This window comes from Natrinema versiforme (assembly GCF_005576615.1).
Classification (GTDB): Archaea; Halobacteriota; Halobacteria; order Halobacteriales; family Natrialbaceae; genus Natrinema; species Natrinema versiforme_A.
In genome coordinates this window covers 268,679-292,041 of the sequence record NZ_CP040330.1, presented here as the reverse complement: position 1 = coordinate 292,041, position 23,363 = coordinate 268,679, and the positions used below count along the sequence as shown (strand labels likewise).

At 62.7% G+C, this 23,363-nt stretch carries 14 protein-coding genes, 3 tRNA genes and 3 rRNA genes; 9 read left to right on the top strand and 11 right to left on the bottom strand.

The features are described 5' to 3' along the window. Positions 1-765: 765 nt before the first annotated feature. From FEJ81_RS22975 to FEJ81_RS01335, 3 genes are all read left to right on the top strand, one after another. Entirely contained in the window at positions 766-906 is a 141-nt protein-coding gene (locus FEJ81_RS22975) for a hypothetical protein (protein ID WP_006430304.1), read from the top strand. A 57-nt stretch (positions 907-963) separates the two neighbouring features. Next, positions 964-1,659, top strand: coding sequence for a DUF7119 family protein (locus FEJ81_RS01340; protein ID WP_138243572.1), 696 nt, complete (start codon positions 964-966; stop codon positions 1,657-1,659). Between the two features lie 79 nt (positions 1,660-1,738). Then, a tRNA-Lys gene (locus FEJ81_RS01335) sits at positions 1,739-1,812 on the top strand. A 390-nt stretch (positions 1,813-2,202) separates the two neighbouring features. Here FEJ81_RS01335 and FEJ81_RS01330 read toward each other — a convergent pair. The 6 genes from FEJ81_RS01330 to FEJ81_RS01305 form a co-directional block, all read right to left on the bottom strand. Continuing rightward, a complete protein-coding gene (locus tag FEJ81_RS01330) occupies positions 2,203-3,693 on the bottom strand; it encodes a hypothetical protein (protein WP_138243571.1) in 1,491 nt (496 codons plus the stop codon). 395 nt (positions 3,694-4,088) lie between these two features. Then, positions 4,089-4,164 (bottom strand) — tRNA-Cys (locus FEJ81_RS01325). A 144-nt stretch (positions 4,165-4,308) separates the two neighbouring features. Further along, positions 4,309-4,430, bottom strand: a 5S ribosomal RNA gene (gene rrf, locus FEJ81_RS01320). A gap of 129 nt (positions 4,431-4,559) precedes the next feature. After that, positions 4,560-7,481 (bottom strand): 23S ribosomal RNA (locus FEJ81_RS01315). A gap of 222 nt (positions 7,482-7,703) precedes the next feature. Then, positions 7,704-7,775: transfer RNA gene (locus FEJ81_RS01310), tRNA-Ala, on the bottom strand. Between the two features lie 154 nt (positions 7,776-7,929). Further along, positions 7,930-9,403, bottom strand: a 16S ribosomal RNA gene (locus FEJ81_RS01305). Together the 16S, 23S and 5S rRNA genes with 2 tRNA genes alongside form the textbook arrangement of a ribosomal RNA operon. Before the next feature lie 899 nt (positions 9,404-10,302). Between FEJ81_RS01305 and FEJ81_RS01300 the strand changes: the two genes are divergently transcribed. Both FEJ81_RS01300 and FEJ81_RS01295 read left to right on the top strand, forming a co-directional pair. Next, positions 10,303-10,680, top strand: a complete 378-nt coding sequence (locus FEJ81_RS01300; RefSeq protein WP_006431791.1) for a winged helix-turn-helix domain-containing protein — start codon at positions 10,303-10,305, stop codon at positions 10,678-10,680. Beyond that, positions 10,677-10,973, top strand: coding sequence for a DUF7521 family protein (locus tag FEJ81_RS01295; RefSeq protein WP_138243570.1), 297 nt, complete (start codon positions 10,677-10,679; stop codon positions 10,971-10,973). Before FEJ81_RS01300 ends, FEJ81_RS01295 begins: the two co-directional genes overlap by 4 nt. Positions 10,974-11,229: 256 nt before the next feature. Here FEJ81_RS01295 and lpdA read toward each other — a convergent pair whose 3' ends face one another. From lpdA to lipA, 5 genes are all read right to left on the bottom strand, one after another. Continuing rightward, a complete protein-coding gene (gene lpdA / locus FEJ81_RS01290; protein ID WP_138243569.1) occupies positions 11,230-12,699 on the bottom strand; it encodes a dihydrolipoyl dehydrogenase in 1,470 nt (489 codons plus the stop codon). 71 nt (positions 12,700-12,770) lie between these two features. After that, the gene (locus FEJ81_RS01285) at positions 12,771-14,441 is read right to left on the bottom strand and encodes a dihydrolipoamide acetyltransferase family protein (RefSeq protein WP_138243568.1); all 1,671 of its coding nucleotides are present in this window, start codon (positions 14,439-14,441) and stop codon (positions 12,771-12,773) included. Positions 14,442-14,443: 2 nt separating this feature from the next. Further along, on the bottom strand, positions 14,444-15,439 hold the full coding sequence (locus FEJ81_RS01280) for an alpha-ketoacid dehydrogenase subunit beta (RefSeq protein WP_138243567.1): 996 nt from the start codon (positions 15,437-15,439) through the stop codon (positions 14,444-14,446). A 4-nt stretch (positions 15,440-15,443) separates the two neighbouring features. Beyond that, the gene (gene pdhA / locus FEJ81_RS01275) at positions 15,444-16,550 is read right to left on the bottom strand and encodes a pyruvate dehydrogenase (acetyl-transferring) E1 component subunit alpha (protein WP_138243566.1); all 1,107 of its coding nucleotides are present in this window, start codon (positions 16,548-16,550) and stop codon (positions 15,444-15,446) included. 289 nt (positions 16,551-16,839) lie between these two features. Beyond that, positions 16,840-17,808 carry a lipoyl synthase gene (gene lipA, locus FEJ81_RS01270; protein ID WP_138243565.1) on the bottom strand — a complete coding sequence of 323 codons (969 nt, stop codon included), beginning with the start codon at positions 17,806-17,808 and terminating at the stop codon, positions 16,840-16,842. Between the two features lie 176 nt (positions 17,809-17,984). On the opposite strand from lipA, the gene FEJ81_RS01265 reads away from it, so the two are divergent. The 4 genes from FEJ81_RS01265 (at position 17,985) to FEJ81_RS01250 (ending at position 23,297) form a co-directional block, all read left to right on the top strand. Continuing rightward, entirely contained in the window at positions 17,985-18,500 is a 516-nt protein-coding gene (locus FEJ81_RS01265) for a PH domain-containing protein (RefSeq protein WP_138243564.1), read from the top strand. Positions 18,501-18,625: 125 nt separating this feature from the next. Beyond that, positions 18,626-19,225, top strand: a complete 600-nt coding sequence (locus tag FEJ81_RS01260) for a hypothetical protein (RefSeq protein ID WP_138243563.1) — start codon at positions 18,626-18,628, stop codon at positions 19,223-19,225. A gap of 50 nt (positions 19,226-19,275) precedes the next feature. Then, complete coding sequence (locus tag FEJ81_RS01255; protein ID WP_138243562.1) at positions 19,276-21,654, top strand: DEAD/DEAH box helicase; 2,379 nt, start codon at positions 19,276-19,278, stop codon at positions 21,652-21,654. 92 nt (positions 21,655-21,746) lie between these two features. Then, positions 21,747-23,297 (top strand): hypothetical protein, encoded by a 1,551-nt coding sequence (locus FEJ81_RS01250; RefSeq protein ID WP_138243561.1) that lies wholly within the window; start codon positions 21,747-21,749, stop codon positions 23,295-23,297. Positions 23,298-23,363: the final 66 nt, after the last annotated feature.

The following is a 23,363-nucleotide window of genomic DNA, read 5'->3' as shown; positions in this document are numbered from 1 at the left end:
GGTTCGACACTCGCGGCGTGCTCACTTATACCGATGGCTGTTCCGACCGACAGCGGACCAGCCGCAATGACTCCGGACTCGAGTGCAGTCGCGAACAGTTTCCCGGTGAATTCAGCGCCGGTTCCCATTCGGTAGCGGAATTCGATGTTTGAACGCCCCCAGATAGCAAGCGCTGAGACCACCCGTGTCTACCGATCTCGACGGCACCGAACCGACCACCACACTTACCGGCCGTTTTTGCCACCACAATGTCGTGAGAAACCGATCGGCCATTCGAGTCGAACACCCGACCGAGACGGTGGGCAGAAACTTCGTTCTCGAATCACCGACGGTCGACGCAATCGGTGACCGCCTGCTCGTGATACTCGACTCGACTGTCAGTCGCTGGCCTCCCACGCGGCCCGATACGAAACGTCGATCGCGGATCGACGGAACTGAAATGGACCCTTCCCCAATGGAGAGCCCCCTCGCTACCGAATGCGCTCACTCCGGACGACTTCGACTGCGCCACCACTCTCTCGAGCGGTCCCTCCTGACGGACGATCGTCTCCCAGCATTTCACCAGTCGATAGCCGTCGACACCGAACCCGGTGGCACGATTAGTATCGGCTTCCACCGCGTCATTCGGCAGGTCCTCGTCGACAACCGAACACCTCGAGGACCCAATCCGTCAGAGATAGCGGCATAATCAACCCATAAGACAGAGCACGGGTATCGTTTGCAGCCGAAGCGATACTTATGCCGACGGGGTTCGAAAGGCCGGCAATGACTGATACAGCCGAATGCAAACCAGAGCCGGTCGAGCAGGAATCCGAGGAGCGCGACGATGCCCACCTCGACGACATCGAGGAAGGGGCCGGCTGTACGGAAATCTGGGAGCACCTCGCAGAGCAGCGCGAGGAGTAACCCGAGAATTTCGCCACGGCAACGACCTTTTTGACTGCGAGACCCGTAACGAGGTGCATGACCGACAACCGGCCCGGTGATCGTTCGCACCGCCGCGGCGAGAACGGTCGATCGATCCCGACGGACCGCGAATCTCCCGTCGGTGCACCAGTTATCCGGGGCGACGAATCGGTCGCCGGGACCCGCGCCCGCGAGGCCGTCCAGTTCGATCCCGACGACCCCGACAGCCTCGCGGACGCCGCCGAAACCGTCCGCCAGTTTGCAGCCGGCAACACCAACGACGATCACCTCTACATGCTCCGCGGCGCGGCCGCCTGCGCCGCGCTCGTCCGTGGCGAAGGCTCCTACAAAGCCGCCGCGGAACGCGCCGGTGGCGACGCCACCGTCTCGTTTATCCGCAAGTGGGCCCGCGTCCACGACCTCCCGAGATCGGTCCGCAAGCAGGTCGCGATCGGCCAGATCGCACCGACCGCCGCCAAACACATCGCCCGCGTCGGCGGTGAAGCACGACTCCTCCTCGCGTGGGCCACCCTCGACGGAAACCTCACCGTCCGCGACGTGCGAAGCGTCGCCAGCTCGATCAACGACGGGACATCCATCGATCAGGCGCTCGCCGAGCACGATATCACCCTCGGCCGACTCGAGCTCACCCTCTCACCGCACACCTACCGCGACCTCCGGCGTCGCGCCTCCGTCGAAGACATCGACCCCGGCCACCTCGTCACCGAGGCGCTCGAGCAGTACCTCGAGTGAACTCGTCTCGAACTAACGGGACACATCCGTAGCGGAGAAAGAAACGTTTAACCGCTACTCCCCGAAAAGGGAAACCACGGGGCCGGTAGCTCAGTTTGGCAGAGCGTCTGGCTTTTAACCAGACGGTCGCGTGTTCAAATCGCGCCCGGCCCGCTTTTGCCACGAGCAAGGTCGCGAGTGGCAAAACCACCGCGATTTGAATCGCAGGGAGATCGCGCACAACGGAGTAAGCACGTCCGATCGTGTGTTCAAATCGCGCCCAGCCCACTTTCCTGCTGCGAACACTATGTGAGCAGCAGGTCGCAGATCCGAAGTGAGTTGAAATAGACGAGCCGCAGCCTGCGAGCGAGCAGGAACGTCTCGGCGTAGTTCACGATCGCGCCTGGCCCGCTTCTGCGAGAACCGATTCGTAACCGGCAGAGCAGCGACCGCGGTTTGAGCGCGGAAGAACGAAGTCTCACGAGCGAAGCGAGTGAGGAGAGGAGTTGGAAAATAAACCACGAAATAATCCGCTACCTCGACTAGTAGTCACCGGCCATATTGTTATCCGATCTGTGGTGTTTCGAGGTGTTCTTCGAGATAGCTCCAGTCATCGAAGTCATTCCTCGAAGACCCACCAGTCGAGTACCCATAGTAGTTATTAGGCCGGTTGTAGTTCATCACGCTCGGGTACTCCTGGTGCGAATACCTTCTAGAATCGATTCCCTCGTGAACATCAGCTAGCCCGAGGGAATGACCCAGCTCATGCATGGCAGTCGTTCCTGTAATATCACTCCACTCATAGTGGCGGACCATCATCGCACCGCTCGAGTCGCTTGCGGCAGTGCCACCGACGCTTCTTCCATCGTGGATGGCGGTCTCAACGATAAGCAGATAGTGGTAGCCCGTTCCGTTCTGATCCCGATACTGGTCCCGGTAGTCCTCATACGAACCGTCCCACTCCGTTCGCGGCTCTGACGGAACGATCTCGTCGTACTCGACGTGTAGCGAAATACCGGTCGACCCATCCGGGTTATCAATCGGTGCGTCTTCGAACTGTTGTACGATTTTAGCCGTTTCCCGCTTCGGTAATTCGGTTCCCTCCATTTCGTCTACCTCGACGAAGACGTCCGTTCGAAGCGGATCCGCGCCCGGGTATTGATCAGACTGATTCACCTCTTTGCCGTCAGAAAGTCCGTCGCCATCCGTGTCCTCATCAGTCGGGTCAGTCCCGTACTCGATGATTTCCGCTCCGTCAGTCAGCCCATCGTCGTCGGAATCCGAATCGTAAGGATTCGTCTCATAGTCATCAACTTCGGATGCATCGTCGACGCCATCGCCATCAGTATCGGTATCGACGTTCGTTGGATCAGTCTCGAGAGTATAGATTTCGTCATCATCGTCGAGTCCGTCGCCGTCGGTATCGGTACTCGTTGGCTCAGTCTCGTAAATCTCTATCTCGTCGCCATCACTGATACCATCATCGTCCGTATCATTTCGAGTCGGATCAGTCCCGTACTCGTTCCTCTCGAGACCATCGCCGACCCCGTCGTCGTCTGTATCGATATCTATCGGCGACGTCCCATACGCTTCGACTTCTTCGCGATCGGATAGTCCATCCCCATCAGTATCGGTGTCTGTCGGGTCAGTGCCGTAGTCGTAAACTTCGTCATCGTCTGAGAGTCCATCACCATCCGTATCGATCGCTCTCGGGTTCGACTCGTATTCTCGTATTTCAGCTGGATCGCTCAGACCATCTCCATCGGAGTCTGTATCGGACGGATTTGTCTCGAGTTCGTTCACCTCTTGGCCGTCCTCTAGCCCATCGCCGTCAGTATCCGCATTGATTGGGTTGGTCCCGTACTGTTTCTCTTTCCCGTCATCAAGGCCATCTTCGTCAGTGTCGGCAGACGAGGGATCAGTGCCCTCTCTAACTTCACTCAATGCAGACTCTCCATCTCCATCGATATCAACGAACGTAGTCCCGCCAACGAAACCCGCAGAGAGTATCGACCCGAATAGCAGCCCCACGACGACCACTCTTCTAGAAACCATCCGTCCCCAACTTTTCACTATTGGTATAATTATATTCTGGCTGTCTGTAGTATCGTATTATTGTGTTATTCTAATTACGAGACGGATATCCTCTGACAAGCAGTGTAGCGCTCTTGCGGCACCCACAAGATCATCGTCTCAGTAAGTACGATTCGACCACTCGATTCCCTCGAATTCCTCGTTGAATGCTGGCCGCTCGAGGATATACTGATAAGGGACACCGCTCGAGTTGCCGGAGTAAGAGTGTCACCTGATCGCAGCAAATCTCCGTTAGCCGTCGCTATCGCGGGATGTGGTTCATGATGCTTCTCGGAAGTATCGAAAAACTGCGTTCCAGCCGACGTTCGCGATGGCTGGACCCTACAATCCGCGTGGATTGTAAGGAATTTGGTATAAGCCAAGGGCCGGATTTGAACCGGCGGTGGGCGGCTCTGCAGGCCGCTGCGTTCGGCCGGACTCTGCCACCTTGGCGCATCCTACCGTTGACACTGCGTTCGTTTAAGCATAGCGGTACGGCACAATCGTGGTTGCTGTCACTGATCAGGGAAATACAGAAACCCCCACAGAGCGACTGCTTTAGCAGCCGCTCTGTGAGGGTGAAAGTCTGAGTATGAGTGGTGGCGGCGAAACGGGGTTCCCAGAGGGTCGCCCACTCCAGTACTAACCGTAACGCAGGCGAGCTTATCTTCCGTGTTCGGGATGGGTACGGGAGGCACCTCGCCGCTATGGCCGCCGTAATGCCGACCGACGGACTCGAACCGTCGTCAAACCGTAATCGGTGGCATGTCTATGACCGAGTGTACGTGTAGTCCAGTTTGCGTCCGGACCCGTTCGCGCGTCACGGATCCAATGCGATGTAGTGTATGAGTGTGTGGCTTGGCCGGTTAGTGCTCGCGGACTCAACACCTCGTTGCCTTGGTGCGTACATCCCGAGTCTATCGATCTCGTCTTCTACGAGTGGCCTCGGTGGTATCTCTTTTTCAGGTGGGTTTCGAGCTTAGATGCGTTCAGCTCTTACCCCGTGGTGCGTCGCTGCCCGGCACGTGCTCTTTCGAACAGCCGGTACACGAGTGGCACCCATTCGTAGTTCCTCTCGTACTATACGAACGTTCCCGTCAGATACCGTAACACCCCCAATAGATAGCAGCCGACCTGTCTCACGACGGTCTAAACCCAGCTCACGACCTCCTTTAATAGGCGAACAACCTCACCCTTGCCCGCTTCTGCACGGGCAGGATGGAGGGAACCGACATCGAGGTAGCAAGCCACCCGGTCGATATGTGCTCTTGCGGGTGACGACTCTGTTATCCCTAAGGTAGCTTTTTTGTCAGCAATGGGCCGCATCAAGCAGCCTCATTGGTTCGCTAGACCACGCTTTCGCGTCAGCGTCCGTCGTTGTGCCGGACACTGTCAGACTTCCTTTTGCTCTTGCGCTCTTCCCCGAGTCTCCGACTCGGGTGAGGAAATCTTGGGGCGCGCCCGATATCTTTTCAGGCGCGTACCGCCCCAGTCAAACTGCCCGGCTACCAGTGTCCTCCGCCAGGAGTGAGAGTCGCAGTCACCATCGGGTAGTATTTCAATGCTGCCTCGGTGGCCCGCTAGCGCGGGTACCTGTGTAGCGGCTCCTACCTATGCTGCACAATGGCGACCACGTCTCAGTGACAGCCTGCAGTAAAGCTCTATAGGGTCTTCGCTTCCCCTTGGGGGTCTCCAGACTCCGCACTGGAACGTACAGTTCACCGGGCCCAACGTTGGGACAGTGGCGCTCTCGTTGATCCATTCATGCAAGCCGCTACTGAAGCGGCAAGGTACTACGCTACCTTAAGAGGGTCATAGTTACCCCCGCCGTTAACAGGTCCTTCGTCCCCTTGTACGGGGTGTTCAGATACCTGCACTGGGCAGGATTCAGTGACCGTACGAGTCCTTGCGGATTTGCGGTCACCTATGTTGTTACTAGACAGTCGGAGCGCCCGAGTCACTGCGACCTGCCTCTTCGCGAGGCAGGCATCCCTTATTGCGAACGTACGGGACTAACTTGCCGAATTCCCTAACGTCGGTTGCTCCCGACAGACCTTGGCTTTCGCCGCCACGAGTACCTGTGTCGGATCTCGGTACGGACAGTGTGCTCGCCTTTTCACGGGCTCTAGGTTGGCCTGACTTGCGCTATCCTGCCATTCGTTCGCTTCGTGCCATTACGGCTTCCACGAAGTTCGACAGTTAGACTGGGCGAAAGCCCAGCTCAGGCGGCCCCAAAGCGTTGGCTTTGAGTGCACACTGGCATAGGAATATTAACCTATTTCCCTGTTGTCAATTTCGACTTACGGATTGACTTAGGACCGGCTAACCCTCAGCTGATCAGCATTGCTGAGGAACCCTTACTCGTTCGGCCGTCGGGGTTCTAACCCGACTAACGCTGCTACTATGACCAGGATTTTCGTTACTGAACGGTCCACACGATCTCTCGACCGTGCTTCCACCCGAACAGAACGCCAACCTACGAGATCACCAGTCTGAGTGGTGCTGCTAGGTCTCGGTGGTAGACTTGAGCCCCGATCATTTTGGGCGCCTCAAACCTCGGCCGGTAAGCTGTTACGCTTTTCTTAGAGGGTAGCTGCTTCTAAGCTCACCTCCCGGCTGTCTAGGGCTTGAGACCACCTTCGATCGCACTTAGTCTACACTTGGGGACCTTAACCCAGCTCTGGGTTGTCTCCCTCACGGTACACAGGCTTACCCCGTGCACCGGACTCCCTGCGTCAAACGACGTTCGTAGGTTCGGAGTTGGACAGGGGGGCGCACTCCTCTCGGAGTGCGGTCCCCCAATCCGTCGCTCTACCCCACGAACTATCTCGGCAGAGGTCATGCTTCGACATGTTTCGGTTGGAACCAGCTGTTTCCGGACTCGATGGGCCTTTCACCCCTACACAAAGATCACGAGAGGGTATTGTAGGACACCAACTCTAACAGGCCTCCACGTGCCTTTCGGCACGCTTCACCTTGTCCTTGCGTAGATCGTCCGGTTTCGGGTCGTGCCCGTTTGACTCCCCGCGCTTGAACACGGCGGCCCTCGTGCAAAGCACTGCGGCCATGTCGGTTTCCCTTCGCCTTCCTCGATAATCGAGTTAGACTCGTCAAACAGGCACACTCCCTGGTTCGTTTTTCAAAACGTACGACAGAACACCGGCTTCCCAAACTTCTTACTACAGGTTCGCACCTGATTCATTGTGTCCGGGACCTTGTATGCCCTGTCGCTCCATCGCCAACTGATTTCACGCCCTATTGCACCTCCCTTCGTGGGGTGCTTTTCAGCGTTCGCTCACGCTACTTGTTCGCTATCGGTCTTGAGGAGTGTTTAGTCTTCGCGGTCGATGCCCGCGATATTCACGAGGGATATCCAACCCCCGATACTCTGGAACTGACGCACAGCATACTCGTCGGCAGTACGGGACTGTCACCCTGTTTCGTGCTCTATTCCAAGAGACTTCGTGTCGAGTTTCTGCTGATGAGAGTCAGTCCGAACACCACATTGCCCGTAAGGGCTTCGGTTTGGACTGTGTCGCGTTTATTCGCCATTACTAACGACATCGCGTTTGCTTTCTTTTCCTGTCGATACTAAGATGTTTCAATTCTCGACGTTCCCCATTGCGCGAAGCAATTGCGGTGGGGATTCCCATTCGGAGATCCCAAGTTCTTCGCCTCCGTGCGGCTCCCTTGGGCTTATCGCAGCTTGGCACGTCCTTCATCAGCTCTCAAGCCGAGCGATCCACCAGCTGGCACAGTAGCCACGTTCATCGGATCGGCGTTGCGACAAAGTCGCAACATCGTGACCCGGGAACGGGTCCAGTGGACGCCTGGACTACACGTACACACGGTCTCATCTGCACGCCGGTAGACAGCCGGCCTGCATTAACCCTTCCCACTCGCACTTACGCGGAGTGGTGCATCAGTTTCGTCGGATTAGATCGAAGTCGTCTGCCCTACTTAAGGGGCACGATTCGATCCGCACCGAGCCATGGACCCACAGGGATTCGAACCCTGGGCATCCTCCTTGCAAAGGAGGCACTCTACCACTGAGCTATGGGCCCACGTCCACCCACGTGGGTGGACAGCGCGTATCATGTTAGCCTCGGTAGTTCAAAGGTGCCCGATCGGCCAACCGATGGTCGATCGAACGTGCACCGCGTGGCGCAACGCGCCACGAGTTAGGGTGGGCCGGGGCGACGCCCCGGTCCCGGTCTGTGGAGGTGATCCAGCCGCAGATTCCCCTACGGCTACCTTGTTACGACTTAAGCCCCCTTGCGGAGCCCAGATTCGACCGACGTTGCGTTGGCCTCATCCGGACCCCACTCGGGTGCTTTGACGGGCGGTGTGTGCAAGGAGCAGGGACGTATTCACCGCGCCCTTCTGAGGCGCGATTACTACCGAATCCAGCTTCATGAGGACGAGTTTCAGTCCTCAATCCGAACTACGACCGAGTTTCGGAGATTAGCGTCCCCTTTCGGGGTTGCATCCCACTGTCTCGGCCATTGTAGCCCGCGTGTCGCCCAGCACATTCGGGGCATACTGACCTACCGTTGCCCGTTCCTTCCTCCAGTTTGGCACTGGCAGTCCTCCTAATGTACCCAACCACCACAAGGGTGTTGCTGGCAATTAGGAGTGCGGGTCTCGCTCGTTGCCTGACTTAACAGGACGCCTCACGGTACGAGCTGACGGCGGCCATGCACCTCCTCTCAACGGCTCCAGTAAGGTCATCAACCTGACCTTCACTGCACGTTGTCGATGCTGGTGAGATGTCCGGCGTTGAGTCCAATTAAACCGCAGGCTCCTCCGGTTGTAGTGCTCCCCCGCCAATTCCTTTAAGTTTCATCCTTGCGGACGTACTTCCCAGGCGGTCTGCTTCACGGCTTCCCTACGGCACAGCACAGGCTCGTAGCCTGTGCCACACCTAGCAGACATCGTTTACAGCTCGGACTACCCGGGTATCTAATCCGGTTCGTGACCCGAGCTTTCGTCCCTCACCGTCGGATCCGTCTTCCAGAGGCGCTTTCGCCACCGGTGGTCCGTCCAGGATTACGGGATTTCACTCCTACCCCGGACGTACCCCTCTGGTCTTCCGGTCCCAAGCCATACAGTTTCCGTCGGACGCCTGCGCGTTAAGCGCGCAGATTTCCCGACGAACTTGCGTGGCCAGCTACGGACGCTTTAGGCCCAATAATAGCGGTCATCACTCGTGCTGCCGGTATTACCGCGGCGGCTGGCACCGGTCTTGCCCAGCACTTATTCTACGACCACCTTACGGTCGTGAAAAGCGAGGACTATATGCCCTCGCACTTGGAGTCCCCTTATCGCACTCGCGTGCAGTGTAAAGGTTTCGCGCCTGCTGCGCCCCGTAGGGCCCGGTATCTTGTCTCAGATACCGTCTCCGGGCTCTTGCTCTCACAACCCGTACCGATTATGGGCACGGTGGGCCGTTACCCCACCGTCTACCTAATCGGCCGCAGCCACATCCTATGGCGCCTGAACGTTTCGCGTTCGTGCCACTCCAGGCGATGAACGCTATTCCGGATTAGCCTCAGTTTCCCGAGGTTATCCGGATCCATAGGGTAGTTTGGCCACGTGTTACTGAGCTATCTGCTACGAGCCTGAACTCGTGCAACTAGCATGGCTAAATCGGACTCCAATAGCAATGACCTCCGGCAGGATCAACCGGAATGCTATATGATCTCCCCAGTTGGGGAGGGTCTATTGGCGGTGAATGTTAATACACACTCACACATAATGGTCCACGTTCGATGACTCCGACTCGACGACCGAGCGGGCGTCACCGAACTACCAAGGCTAACATCAGATCCCATCTGTACGGCGGACCGCAGGGGTGGAATCCTCATCTCGTGCGGATGTATTTCTAAGCCGTCTGGGGTACATAACCCCTTCGGACTCGAGCCATCCGGGATGACGGAACGAGTTGAACGTCCCGTCGATCACATCTTTCGTGTTCACATCCGAATGCCCTCGTACATATAAGGGCGTCGGATCGCCGCCCAGCCGGAAATCGCATCCGGCGAGGGCGTGTGCGATCACAACTGAACGCCCACGCACGTATAAGGGCTCCGGACTGTCGCAACCGGGAACACCGGTCGCGAACACATCCATAGTGGAACCCTCGAGTACGGATAAGGCCGTCGGATCGAACCGACGGATTATCCGGGGTGGATGTAGACATCCCCCGCGCCGGGTTGCGGCCGGAGGGAACATGGCGGTGTACGCCACGTCGTTCGCATTCCAATCGATGCCGGGTACACATATAAGACCGTCGGACCAGACTGATATCGGAACCCGCTACCATGCCACGGTTTTCCACGAGAGGGTCGCATCACTAATACTAATAAATGCAGTCGCTCCTCGAGCAAATCGACTCAGGGCTGCAACGGGTGTCACGCGGGCGGAGGTCGGCCGGTCATCCCGCCCTTGTAGGGAGTCGGACCGAATGATACCCGCGTGAGTCGCACTCGAGCGCGCACGCGCAAGAAGGCTTCGTGTCGACGGCTCGACGGCAGCGGCTGGGGAACGCATCGATGCCGATAAACCACGTGCGTTGCAAGGGGGAGACGAATGGTCCGGGACCCGTTCGCTTCGGAATCGACGCCGGCTGCGGAGGAGATCTGCTCCGCGCTGGACGATCCCGACTGCCGTGAAATCATCCGAAACCTCGAGGAACCCATGACCGCATCGGAGCTATCGAAGCGGTGTGAGATCCCGCAGTCGACGCTGTACCGGAAACTCGAGTTGTTGACCGAGGCGACGCTGCTCGAGGAGTCGACCGAGATTCGACAGGACGGACATCACGCGAGCAAGTACTCGGTCGCGTTCGACGAGATCACGCTCGGGTTAGACGAGGACCGGTCGCTGACGGTCCAGATCGATCGGCCGGCGCGGACGGCGGACGAACGGCTTGCGGACCTGTGGTCGGAGGTGCGAAAGGAAACATGAATCCATTTCCCGCCGGCTCGGCCGAGATCATGCTCGCGCTGGCCGTCGTCAAGACGCTCGTGCTCGTGGTCGGGGGCATTATTACGTACTTCGCGTTCAAGGCGTATCGACGGACCCGCCAGCGCGCGTTAGGCTATCTCGCGGGCGGGTTCGGCCTCGTCACGCTCGGGTTGGTGCTCGCCGGCATGTTGTACGAACTCCTCGGCGTCGAGCTCGCGACGGGGATCCTGCTCGAGAGTCTGCTCGTGTTGGCCGGCTTCGTGGTGATCGCGTACTCGCTGTACGTGCAGTGAGCGGCACGATCCGTCTATCTCTCGGGGAACTGTTATGCGAGCGCGCCAGTTCCGGCACTGATCGCGTAGCAGTCGGCTCGCAGTTCGCTGCGGGTTCACGGTTCCCGCCGGTCGCGTTTTCGGGCCATCCGACAGTCGGGTTCGCTCCGCTTCCCGTCGTCTAACGCGCCAGCGGAAAGCGACACCCTCGAGAGAAACAGATTCGAACGAATCGATGAGAACGAGCCGCGAGCACGCGACCATCCGTGGTCCCGCGTCAGCGGTTCAGCGTGTGAATCGCGTGTCCGAGCGCGTTTTCGGCGGCTTCCATCACCGCTTCCGAGAGCGTCGGGTGGGTGTGGACCGTCGACGCGACGTCCTCGAGGGTCGCGCCGAGTTCGATCGCAAGGCTGAGTTCGGCGATCAGTTCCGAAGCTTCGGAGCCGACGATCGAGGCTCCGAGGACGTAGCCGTCTTCGTCGTCGGCGACGATTTTGACGAATCCGTCGGAGTTCCCGGTCGTGAGGGCGCGGCCGCTCGCGCGGAACGGGAACTGACCGGTCACGGTCTCGAAGCCGGCGTCGTCGGCCTCGGATTCGGTCATGCCGACGGTTCCGATTTCGGGATCGGTGAAGACGGCGGCCGGCATTGCTTGGTGGTCGAGAGCGGCGGGTTCGCCGGCGATCACTTCGGCGGCGACCTTGCCCTCTGCGCTGCCCTTGTGTGCGAGCATCGGTTCGCCGGCGACATCGCCCGCGGCGAAGATGTGGTCGACGGTCGTGCGTGCGCGCGAATCGGTTTCGATGAACCCGCGGTCGTCCGTCTGGAGTCCGGCTTCCGCAAGATCAAGCGTGTCCGAGACCGGTTGGCGGCCGACGGCCACGAGTACCTTTTCGGTGTCGAGTTCGAGACGTTCGTCTTCGACGGCTTCGGCTCCTCCCCCGTCGGCGGCGGCCCGTTCGGCTGGCTCGGCAACGACGCGGATACCGTCCGCGTCGTCGCGGTCGTGCCACTCCGTCGCGGTATAGCCGAACTCGAAGTCGATTCCGAGATCGTTTGCGCGTTGCTTGACCGGGCGTTTGAGGTCGTCGTCGTAGCCCGGGAGGATCGAGTCGAGCATCTCGAGGGCGGTCACGTCGGTCCCCAGTTTGGCGAAGACGCTCGCGAGTTCCATCCCGATGTAGCCGGCCCCGACGACGACGAGCGAGTCGGGGACGGACTTGAGCGCGAGGGCCTGTTTCGAGTCGAGGACCGGTTCGTCCCCGTACTCGAAGTTCGGAATCTCGATGGGCCGCGAACCGGTCGCGATAACGGCGTGTTCGAACTCGAGGGTCTCGGAGCCCTGCCCCTCGCCGCTGTGGGAGACGCGGACGGTGTTCTCGTCGGCGAAGCGGGCGGTTCCCTCGAGCAGGGTGACCTGGTTGGCCTTGCAGAGTTTCTCGACGCCGCCGGTGAGTTGATCGACGACGCCGTCCTTCCAGTCCATCATCCCGCCGAGGTCGATCGCGGGATCGGCGTGGATGCCCATCTCCTCGGCGGTGGCGGCCTCGTGGGCGACGTCGGTCGCGGTGATCAGCGCTTTCGAGGGGATACAGCCGTAGTTCAGACAGGTCCCCCCGTAGGCGTCCTTCTCGACGAGCGTGACGTCGAGATCGAGTTGGCCGGCGCGGATCGCGGCCACGTAGCCGGCGGGGCCCGCGCCGATGACCAGTACGTCGGTTCCGGTGGTGACGTCTCCGACGACCATCAGTTATCCTCCTCCGTCGCGTGTATCGTGCGTGAACTGTGTGCGTCCATGGTCGGTAGCGTTGGCTTCGATCACTCGAGCAATAGTAGGCTGGGGTTCTCGAGGTACTCCATGACGGTGTTCGTAAACTGCGCGCCGACGGCCCCGTCGATCAGCCGGTGGTCGAACGACAGCGACAGCGTCAGCACCGAGCGGGGTTCGATCGACTCCTCGCCGGTCTCCTCATCGACCACGACCCGGGGCTTGCGCTTGATCGCGCCGATCGCGAGGATGCCCGCCTCGGGGTAGTTGATGATCGGGGTGGCGTACTCGCCGCCGATCGCTCCGACGTTAGTGATCGTAAACGTCGAGCCGCGCAGTTCGCCGGGGCTGATCGTTCTGTCGCGGGCCTTCTGGACGACCTCGTTCATCTCCGAGGAGAGCTGTAGCAGTCCCTTCCGGTCGGCGTCCTCGACCACCGGCACCATCAGTCCGACGTCGGTCGCGGTCGCGACTCCGATGTTGTAGTAGTCGCGGTAGACGATTTCGTCTGCCTCCTCGTCGATGACCGCGTTCATCTCGGGGTGTTCTTTCAGCGCCGCGACGACGGCCTTCATGATGAACGGCATGTAAGTGAGCCGAATGCCGCGCTCCTCGGCACGCGGTTTGAGTTTCTCGCGCGCCTCGACGAGTTCGGTCACGTCGACTTCGTCGTGGTGGGTGACGTGGGGCGCGCTGTACTTGGACTCGACCATCGCCTCGGCGATCCGCTTGCGGACGCCCCTGAACGGCTCGCGGCGTTCGCGCTCGCCCTCGGCGAACTCGGTCCCCTTCGTTCCCACCCCCTCACCGGATTCGACTGCGTCCCGATCCGCCTCCTGTGCCCGCTGCTGGGCGTCCGCGTACTCCTGCAGCGCTTCCGGCGTGACGAACGCTTCACCGTCGCGCTCCTCGGTCGCCGGGACGGCATCGATGTCGATCCCCTCCTCGTCGGCGATCCGCCGGGTCGCGGGCGCGGCCAGTGTCTTGTCGCGATCCGCGGCTTCGACCTGTGTCGGCGTCTCGGTTCGCTGGGTGCTCGAGGCCTCGGCCCCTGCCGCGGAAGCCGATCCCTCGCCGGTTCCGGCACCGGTACTCGTGGCGCTCGAGCCGCTCGTGCTCGATTCAGCGCCGGCCGTATCGGATGCGGGTTCAGCGGCCTCCGGCTGGACCTGAACCGATCCGTCGCCGGCCCCGCCGGTAGCGGCCTGCACGTCGGCCGCGGTGATCCGACCGCCGGGACCGCTTCCCTCGAGGCTCGAGAGGTCGATTCCCCGTTCGCGGGCCAGCCGGCGCACGCGCGGGGGCGCGAAGACGCGATCGTCGGGCGGCGCGACCGCTTCGGTGTCCGCCCCGGTCGCGCCGGGGTCGCCGGCAGCGTCACCGGTTTCCGCTTGTGGCTCGCCCGGTTCGTCGACGCCGGCGGGTTCGCTCGTCTGCTCTCGCTCCGATTCCGTCTCCGTCTCGGCTGCTCCTTCGGTTTCTCCCGCTACATCAAAGGAGATGATTACCGTCCCGACGGGGACGACCGCACCCTCCTCGACGTGTAACTCGCGGACCGTGCCGTCGACCGGCGCGGGAACCTCCACGAGGGCTTTGTCCGTCTCGACCTCCGCAACGGGTTGGTCCTCTTCGACTGTCTCGCCCGCTTCGACCAGCCACGAGACCAGTTCGCCCTCCGCGACTCCCTCGCCGACGTCCGGTAGTTCGAATTCCCTGACCATGATCAGAACTCCACGGCGTCTCGAATGCCGTCCTCGATGCGCGCCGGCTCGGGCAGATAGTAGTCCTCGAGCGCGTACAGCGGGAACGGCGTGTCGAAACCCGTGATACGCTCCACCGGGGCTTCCTGATACAGTAGGGCTTCCTCCTGCAGGGTCGCGGTGATCTCGGCTCCCAGTCCGCCGGTCTTGGGTGCCTCGTGGACGACCGCGGCGCGGCCGGTTTTCTTGAACGAGTCGACGATCGTCTCCTCGTCCAGCGGCGAGACCGTTCGCAGGTCGACTACTTCGGCGTCGATCCCTTCGTCTTCGAGGTTCTCGGCGGCCTCGAGCGTCGGCCGGGTCATCGCGCCCCACGTGTAGACCGAGATGTCGCTGCCCTCGCGACGGACGGCCGCCTCGCCGAGGGGGACTTCGTACGATTCGTCGGGGACTTCCTCGCGGAACGCCCGGTAGATGAGCTTCGGCTCGAGGAAGAGCACCGGATCGGGACTCCGGATCGCGCTGGTCAGCAGCCCCTTCGTGTCGTAAGGGGTCGACGGGATGACGACCTTGAGCCCGGGCTGGTGGACGAACATCGCCTCGGTCGATTCGGAGTGGTGTTCGGGCGCTCGAATCCCGCCGCCGTAGGGGGCGCGGACGACCAGCGGACACGTGTATCGTCCGCGCGAGCGCGTCCGCAGGCGCGCGGCGTGGGAGACGATCTGGTCGAACGCGGGATAGATGAAGCCCATGAACTGGATCTCGGGGACCGGCCGCATCCCGTAGGCGGCCATCCCGATCGCCGTCCCGACGATGCCCGACTCCGCGAGCGGCGTGTCGACGACCCGGTCCTCGCCGAACTCGTCGTAGAGCCCTTCGGTCGCCCGGAAGACGCCGCCGTTCTTGCCGACGTCCTCGCCCATGACGATGACGTCGTCGTCGCGAGCCATCTCGGTGTGTAATCCGTCCCGTACCGCCTGTACCAGCGTGAGGTTCTCCGAGCCTGATTCTACAGCCATGGTATCACTCCAAGAGCGCGTCGTCGCCGTGGTCCTCGCGGATCGATTCGAAGTACTCGAGTTGCTTTCGTAACCGTCGGGGCATCCCCTCGTAGACATGGGCGAAGATCTCCTCGGGGTCGGGCCGTTCGACCGACTCGGCCGACTCGATCGCGTCGGCCACGGCCTCCTCGATCCGCGCCTCGATCGTCTCGACCCGCTCCGCGTCGAGGACGCCGGTCGACCGCAGGTACGTCTCGAGGCGCGGGATGGGATCCTTCTGCTTCCAGCGCTCGACCTCGTCGTCGGTCCGGTAGACGGAGGGATCGTCCGCCGTGGTGTGGGCTCCGAACCGGTACTGGACCGCCTCGATGAGCGTCGGCCGCAGTTCGTCTTCGCCGGGATCCTTGGCTTTCTCGAGGGCCTCCTTCGTGACCTTGTACACCGCGAGCGGGTCCATCCCGTCGACCTGCACACCCTCGAAGCCGTAGGCGGTGGCCTTCTGGGCGAGCGTGGCACTCGCCGTCTGGCGCTCGCGCGGCACGGAGATGGCCCACTGGTTGTTGTTACAGAAGAACACGTTCGGCGTGTCGAAGACGCCGGCGAAGTTCAGCCCCTCGTGGAAGTCGCCTTCGGAGGTCGCGCCGTCGCCGAAGTAACAGACGAAGGCCTTGTTTTCGTCGCGGAGTTTCGAGGCCCACGCCGCGCCGGTCGCGTGGGGAATCTGGGTCGCGATGGGGACCGCGACCGAGAAGATGTTGACATCCTCGGGCATGTAGTTTCCGCGCTCGTGACCCATCCAGTAGAGCAGAGTCCGCTCGAGGGAGAGGCCCCGAACCAGCCCGACGCCGTGTTCGCGGTAACTGGGGAAGACCCAGTCCTCCTCGGCCAACGCGTGGGCGCTGCCGACCTGTGCGCCCTCCTGTCCGGACAGCGGCGGATAGGTGCCCATCCGCCCCTGTCGTTGGAGGCTGACGGCTCGCTCGTCGAACCGGCGCACGAGCCGCATCTGCTCGTACATCTCGACGAGTTGGTCGTCAGTGAGGTCCGGAACCTCGGCACCCTCTCGGACCCGACCCGCCTCGTCGAGTATCTGTACTCGCTCGCGGGGATCGCGCTGTAACGTACTCACGGGACAACCCACCTGTACATACCCTAATGAACTATCGCTCAGGATAAAGGAGTTTCCCAAAAGTAGGTTACTGTTCGTCGGATTTTTGCCGGACGGCTGTACGCCTCCGTCCCAGATCTCGACAACAGCGAACAGAAGTGCGCAAAGTCGACTGATTTCTTCCGGTTGTGGAAGGTGACTCTCGAGCGTGGACGACCGTCGGCGCGGGCGACCGAACGAGGCGGACTCCCCGCGGCTTGTGGTCGGAACGAAGCATCGCACCGGCGGGCGGCCGCGGTCGCGAGCGCTCTTAGGACTCGGTCTGCTGTGGCCGTGTCCGGCGCGCGTCGGCTCTCGCTTCCGCGACGCTCTTGCCCTCCCGCAGGACGGCGTCGACGAACAGTTCGCCGGCCTTATACGACGATCGCACCATCGGCCCGCTGGCACAATAGAGGAAGCCTAACTCCGCTTCAGCGACGCGTCGCCACGTCTCGTACTTATCGGGGTGGTCGTAGCGCCGGACCTCGAGGTGGTCCCGCGAGGGCTGCAGATACTGCCCCAGTGTGACGATATCGACGCCGCGTTCGCGCAGGTCCGCGAGCGTCTGGTAGACCTCGTGGTCGTACTCGCCGTGGCCGAGCATGACGGAGGTTTTGGTGTAAATGTCGCTTTCCCGATCGACCTGCTCGAGGACCGACAGGCTCTGCTCGTAGCCGGCACGACGGTCACGAACGGGATACTGCAATCGCTCGACGGTCTCGACGTTGTGGGCGATCACGTCGGGTTCGGCGTCGATGATCTTCCGGACGAGTCGCTCCTCGCCCTGGAAATCGGGAATCAGCACCTCGACGAGGATGCCGGGGTGTCGGGCCTTGATCTCGCGGATCGTCTCGGCGAAGTGGCCCGCGCCCTGATCGGGGAGGTCGTCCCGGTCGACGCTGGTGAGGACGACGTAGTCCAGCCCGATTTCGGCGATCGCCTCGGCGACGTTTTCGGGCTCGTCGGGGTCGAGGGCCTCCATCCCGCCGGTCCGAACGTCACAGAAGTTACAGCCTCGAGAGCAGCGATCACCCATCAGCATGAAGGTGGCCGTTCCGCCGCCCGACCCATCGCCGTCGGACCCGCCTCTACCCGACCAGCACTCGCCCAGATTCGGACAGTTGGCCTCCTCGCAGACGGTGTGCAGGTCGTGTTTCCGTAGCGTCTCCCGGATGCCGGCGAACTCCCGTCCCGACGGCGGGCGACTCTTCAGCCAGTCGGGCTTGCGCGCGCGGCTCATATCCCTTCATCGGCCCGCGCGGTCAAAAACCGTGGTGGTCCCGCGACTCGTTTCGAGCCGACCCCGTCGTGACACGTCGGTATGGAGCAGCAAACCGCCTGAAAATCGGCCACGTCGCGGGTAACCGGTCCGTTCCCCCGATAGCTTTACGGACGGGTACGGAATAGGCGCGGCCGATGGCCTTCGGCTCGACGCCCGACTGGTTTCATATCAGCGACGACGAGAGCATCGTCTGGGAGAGCCGTCCGCATCCGTTCGCGATGGGGACCGAGCTCCCGGTCGGAATCGGGCTCGCGCTCGCGGGCATTCTGGTCGCCGGCTGGAGCGGGACCGACGGCGTCGGGCTCCTGACGATACTCGGCGTCCTCGTCACGGTGACCGGGGTGATTATCGCGCTCGCCCGGTATCTCATCTGGACGAACACGCGCTACGTCATCACCTCCACGGAACTCTACAAGAAACGGGGCGTGATCTCGAGAGACGTGACCCAGTTCCGCCTCGATCGGGTCCAGAACACCAGCCTGCGCCAGTCCGGAATCGGTCGCCTGCTGGGCTACGGCGACCTGACCGTCTACACCGCCGGCTCCGGCGAGCCGGAACTGGTCTTCGAACGCGTCCCCCAACCCGAACGGGCCAGCAGCCGGCTCAGCGACCGGCTCGAGCACGTCGCGGCCGACGAATCGGCCGTCTGAACGGCGGGTCCGACGGAGGGTGGTCGCCACCGAACGCAAGACTGTCCCGAGGAGGTGGCACCGAGGCCCGAGGAACGGGGAAAACACAAAGCTCATTATATTACCCGAATTCTACCAGTGACACAATGTCTTCACAGCTGGCAACGTCCGAAGAGAGCACGGTATCGCGCGGCTCGAGCGTCGCGGCGAATGCGGGACTCGGCGTCTTTGCCGCCGCAACCGGGTACCTCCTCACATATTTGCTGATCGGTGCCGAAGTTCGACAGAACCTCGACGGCGAAGTCGCCAGTTGGAAGGGCGTCGCGTGGTACTTCTACGAAGCCCACATGGTCGATATCGAGGCTACCAGACAGGCCGCTTCGTTCGGCGGAACTGGTATCCTCAATCTCATCGCTGAGTCGAACAGCGCAAGCGCCGACGTGTTGTACGTGCTCCCGCCCCTAGTGCTGTTCGCAGTCGGTGCGTTTCTGGCCGTGCGATGGGAGACTACTGATCTCGGCGATGCCGTCATGGCTGGTGCTCCGGTAACGATCGGGTACGCCGTGGTGCTCGGTCTCGGCGCGGTCGTCGCAGAAGCCAACACCGAAGCGTCCGTTTGGGGAATCGAGACGACCAGTTCGATCGGGCCGACGCTCCTGCCCGCGATCGTACTTGGCGGGATTCTCTATCCGCTGGTGTTCGCCACTGTGGGGGCTGCGACCGCCACCGCCATCAACGCACAGTAGCGGCGACTCGAAGGAAACGCCTTTGACCCGGCACCCCCCGTTTCCGTGTGATGGAGGTCGCCGAGGTTCTCCCCGAATTCGCGGACGCTTTTGCCTTCGAGGAGTTCAACCGGATGCAACGCGAGGCACTGCCCGCATTACTCGAGTCCGAGGACAACGTGGTCGCGAGCGCGCCCACCGCCTCGGGGAAGACGGCACTCGCGGAACTCGCGATCTGTAAGTCGCTCGCCGAAGGGGGCACCGCGCTCTTTATCGCCCCGATGCGAGCGCTGACGAACGAGAAGGAAGACGACTGGGACCGGTTCGAGGCGTTGGATTACTCGGTCTACGTCGTCACCGGCGAGCGCGATCTGAACCCGCGCCGGGCGCGCCGGGCGGACATCCTCGTGATGACCCCCGAGAAACTCGACTCGGCGACCCGTAAACACGATTCGCGACGGTACGACTTCGTCACCGACATCGACGTCTGTGTCATCGACGAGGTCCACCTGCTCGACGCCGACCGCCGGGGCTCGGTGCTCGAGGTGACGATCTCTCGCCTGCGCCGGCTCTGTGACCCCCGGGTCGTCGCGCTCTCGGCGACGATGCCGAACATCGAGGACGTGGCGGCGTGGCTCGACGCCCCCGAGGAGACGACCTTCGAGTTCGGCGAGGAGTACCGACCCGTGGAACTCAACGCGGGCGTCAAGACCTATACGCACGGCGACAACTCCTTTGCGGACAAGTACCGGCGGCTCTACCGGGCGCTGGACCTGGCCGAGCCCCACCTCCGCGAGGACGGCCAGTCGCTCGTCTTCGTCTCCTCCCGACAGGACACCGTTCAGGCGGCCAAGAAGGCCCGCGACGAGATCGCGGAACGTGACATTCCCATCGGCGCCCGCGGCGACTACGACTTCCACACCGAGTCGAAAGACAAGATCGAGGACGGCACGCTCCGGAAATCGGTGCTCGACGGCGTCGCATTCCACCACGCCGGGCTCTCGAAGAACGACCGCGACCTCGTCGAGGAGTGGTTCAAGGAGGGCCATATCGAACTCCTCTTCTCGACCTCGACGCTGGCGTGGGGCGTCAACCTGCCCGCCCGCTGTGTCGTGATTCGGGATACGAAACACCACGACCCCCTCGAGGGCGAAGTCGATATGAGTCCCCTCGACGTGCTCCAGATGCTCGGCCGCGCCGGCCGCCCGGGCTACGACGACGTCGGCTACGGCTGGGTCATCTCCAACTCGGCGGAAGCCGACAAGTACCGCCGGCTGCTCCGGGACGGCAAGGAGATCGAGTCCCGACTGGCCGAGAGCCTCGAAACCCACCTCAACGCCGAGATCGCGATGGGGACGATCACCGATCTCGAGGACGTGATGGACTGGCTCGAGACGACCTTCTACTACGTCCGCGGCCAGTCCAAACCCGACGACTACGACTTTCCGAACCTCCGCCAGCGGGTCCGGGACTGTCTCGAGGGGCTGGTCGACCGCGGCTTCGTCGAGACTGGCGAGGACCTCTCGATCGAGGCGACGCCGCGTGGCGTCCTCACTTCGAAGTACTATCTCAGGCTCGACACCGCGGCCCGATTCGCGGCCCTGTGTGACCGCGTTGGCGGCGAAGACGGCGGAAGCGCCAATGGCGACGAACTGACGACCGGCGCCATCCTCGAGGCGGTCGCGACCGCCGCGGAGTTCGACTCCGTCTCGTCGCGACAGGACGAACGCGACGCGATCAGCGCGGTCCTGGTCGGCGAGGATACCGACGACCTCGAGGCTGGCGAGCGGAAGGTGCTGGCGATCCTCCGCAGCGCGGCCAGCGGGACGACCCCCTCCGAACTCCGCAGCGACGCGTGGGTCATCCGCCAGAACGCCACGCGGCTCCTCTCGGCGCTCGGAGCCTTCCTCGATCGGTTCGTCGGCCCCCACGCCGCGAACCTCGCGCGGCGGGTCGAGGCCCGCATCGAGAACGGCGTCGCCGAGGACGCGGTCGGGCTGACCGCCATCGACGGCGTCGGCTCGGGTCGGGCGAGCAAACTCGCGAAAGAGGGGCTCTCGACGCCCGGCGACGTGGTCGACGCGGGCGTCGAGGGCCTCGTCGACGCCGGCCTCTCGGAGGGCGTCGCCGACGGCGTCTACGAGGGCGCACAGTCCCTGCCCGCGATCGATATCGAGTGGGGCCAGTTCCCCGAGACCGTCGCGACGGGCGAGAACGAAGTCTGCGAGGTCACGGTCCGAAACGTCGGCGAACCCGCTCGAGCGGGCATCCGCGTGACCGTCAATAGCGTAGAGATGACGAGCACGAACACCTATCTGCGCGACGAAGAAACCCTCCCGATCGGCGTCTTCGGTGCCGACGCAGACGAACTTGAGTTTACCGTCAGCGTCGCCTTCCCCGAGGAGCCGCTGGTCCCGATTACGGACACGCGGACCGTTCGCGTTCGGTAATCCCTGAAGGACGATCCGACGATGGCTGTAACTGTTCGATAGTCGTTCGATAGCCGATACTTCTTTGCGGTTCTACCCTCGACACTCCCGACATGCAGACCGAGTTTCGGGTGGGAGAGGCGGCGGCCGCGGTGCGGTCGGGGGGTGGGGCCATCGAAACGTGGATCGGCGCGACGGAGTGGACGGGGCGATCCGGCGCGGTGCTGTCGCTGGCGGACGATCCGACCGCGCTCGCACTCGTCGCGGCGGTGCTCGCGGTCGTCGGTGCCGCGGTCGTCGTCCGGATTCGGTCCGGGACGGCGACCGACGGGTCTGGCAGTCCCGACGATCGCTCGAGCGACGAACCGGCCGGGAGCGACGTCGAGACCGAGCGCAGCCGCGAGACGGTTGCGGATCGGATCGGGGAGTCGACCCTCGAGCGACTCGAGCCGATCGTTCCCGACGCGGTCGACCGCGTTCGCGAGGTCGCGGCCGACGATCGCGATCCGGATCGGGCGGCGCTCGATCGCGCCGAGCGGGACCTCCGTCGCGGGCTCGAGGACGCCCTTGCCGACGGCCGACTCGACGTGGGACTCACCGCGCCGGACGGCGAGCGCTACGAGATCGTGAATCTGCCGAGCCGGTACCGCGAACTCGCGGTGCCGCCGTCGGGGGAGACGGTCCACGTCGAATCGGCAGAAGCGGCCGTCCGCGACCGGCTCGAGAACGGGACGCTCCGAGAGGCGGCCGCGGCCGCCGCGGCGGTCGACGAACACCGCGAAGAGGTCCACCGATACGTCCGTCGCCGCGAGGGGGAGATCGTCAACCTGCAGGACGAAATCGAGGCGACGCTGGGGGATGTCCGCGAACTGGTCGACCGACTCGAGGGATCGCTGGCCGATCGTGTCGACGACTTCGTACTGGCGGGGCGACACGACGAGGTAGAGGGAGTCGCCGAAATCGAACGCGACGTATCGGACGCGACCCGGTCGCTGCACCGGTGCTCGTTCGACGACGCACAGCGGGAACTCCGAGACGCCCGCGAGGCCGCCGACGAGTTGCTCGTCACCGTCGATCTCCTCGGCGGCCTGGTCGGCACGATTGAGCACGGGAGCGGCACGGTCGAGTTGCCGACCGACATCTCGACGACGCTGGTGACCGATCTCGCGCCGATCATCGAACGGCAGTACGACGTGGACGCGTCGGTCGAGGGGAATGCGATCGTCATTTCCGAACGGAACGCGCTCGGCGGCGAGGGCGACACGACGGGAGTCACGAGCGAGACGGCGAGAGGCGGCGACGGGTCGTCGGCGCGCGAACGGACGCCGACCGGTGGGTCGACGGCCTCGGCGGGGAGCAGAAACCGCGTCACGGCCGACTCGGTCGCCGACGAGATCCTGTTCGTCCTCCGGGAACTCGACGGCGAGACCGGCGGCGACACCGTCCAGTGTCAAACCGACGGACTCCCGACGGGCGTCGCACAACCGGCCGTCCTCGAGGAACTGGCCGCGTTCTGCCGGCGACAGACGGACATCGTCGCCGCGGTCGACCTGCAAGAGGGGGCCCCACCGGGCTTTCTCGAGATCGAGTTCACCGATCGAACGACGCCGATCGGCGGGCTCGAGACGCTGCGGGAGCGCTTCGCGGAACGCCACGGTGGCTGAGTCGATCACTGCGAAACGCGTCGGCGGCGGAAGACGACCGCTGCGAGAGACGGCGTTACCCGCGCG

Coding starts and splice junctions, on each gene's coding strand:
- FEJ81_RS01330 (WP_138243571.1), bottom strand. CDS start 3,693: ATGGTTTCTAGAAGAGTGGTCGTCGTGGGGCTGCTATTCGGGTCGATA.
- FEJ81_RS01285 (WP_138243568.1), bottom strand. CDS start 14,441: ATGGTCAGGGAATTCGAACTACCGGACGTCGGCGAGGGAGTCGCGGAG.
- FEJ81_RS01255 (WP_138243562.1), top strand. CDS start 19,276: ATGGAGGTCGCCGAGGTTCTCCCCGAATTCGCGGACGCTTTTGCCTTC.
- FEJ81_RS22975 (WP_006430304.1), top strand. CDS start 766: ATGACTGATACAGCCGAATGCAAACCAGAGCCGGTCGAGCAGGAATCC.
- lipA (WP_138243565.1), bottom strand. CDS start 17,808: ATGAGCCGCGCGCGCAAGCCCGACTGGCTGAAGAGTCGCCCGCCGTCG.
- lpdA (WP_138243569.1), bottom strand. CDS start 12,699: ATGGTCGTCGGAGACGTCACCACCGGAACCGACGTACTGGTCATCGGC.
- FEJ81_RS01280 (WP_138243567.1), bottom strand. CDS start 15,439: ATGGCTGTAGAATCAGGCTCGGAGAACCTCACGCTGGTACAGGCGGTA.
- FEJ81_RS01300 (WP_006431791.1), top strand. CDS start 10,303: ATGGTCCGGGACCCGTTCGCTTCGGAATCGACGCCGGCTGCGGAGGAG.
- FEJ81_RS01260 (WP_138243563.1), top strand. CDS start 18,626: ATGTCTTCACAGCTGGCAACGTCCGAAGAGAGCACGGTATCGCGCGGC.
- FEJ81_RS01250 (WP_138243561.1), top strand. CDS start 21,747: ATGCAGACCGAGTTTCGGGTGGGAGAGGCGGCGGCCGCGGTGCGGTCG.
- FEJ81_RS01265 (WP_138243564.1), top strand. CDS start 17,985: ATGGCCTTCGGCTCGACGCCCGACTGGTTTCATATCAGCGACGACGAG.
- FEJ81_RS01340 (WP_138243572.1), top strand. CDS start 964: ATGACCGACAACCGGCCCGGTGATCGTTCGCACCGCCGCGGCGAGAAC.
- FEJ81_RS01295 (WP_138243570.1), top strand. CDS start 10,677: ATGAATCCATTTCCCGCCGGCTCGGCCGAGATCATGCTCGCGCTGGCC.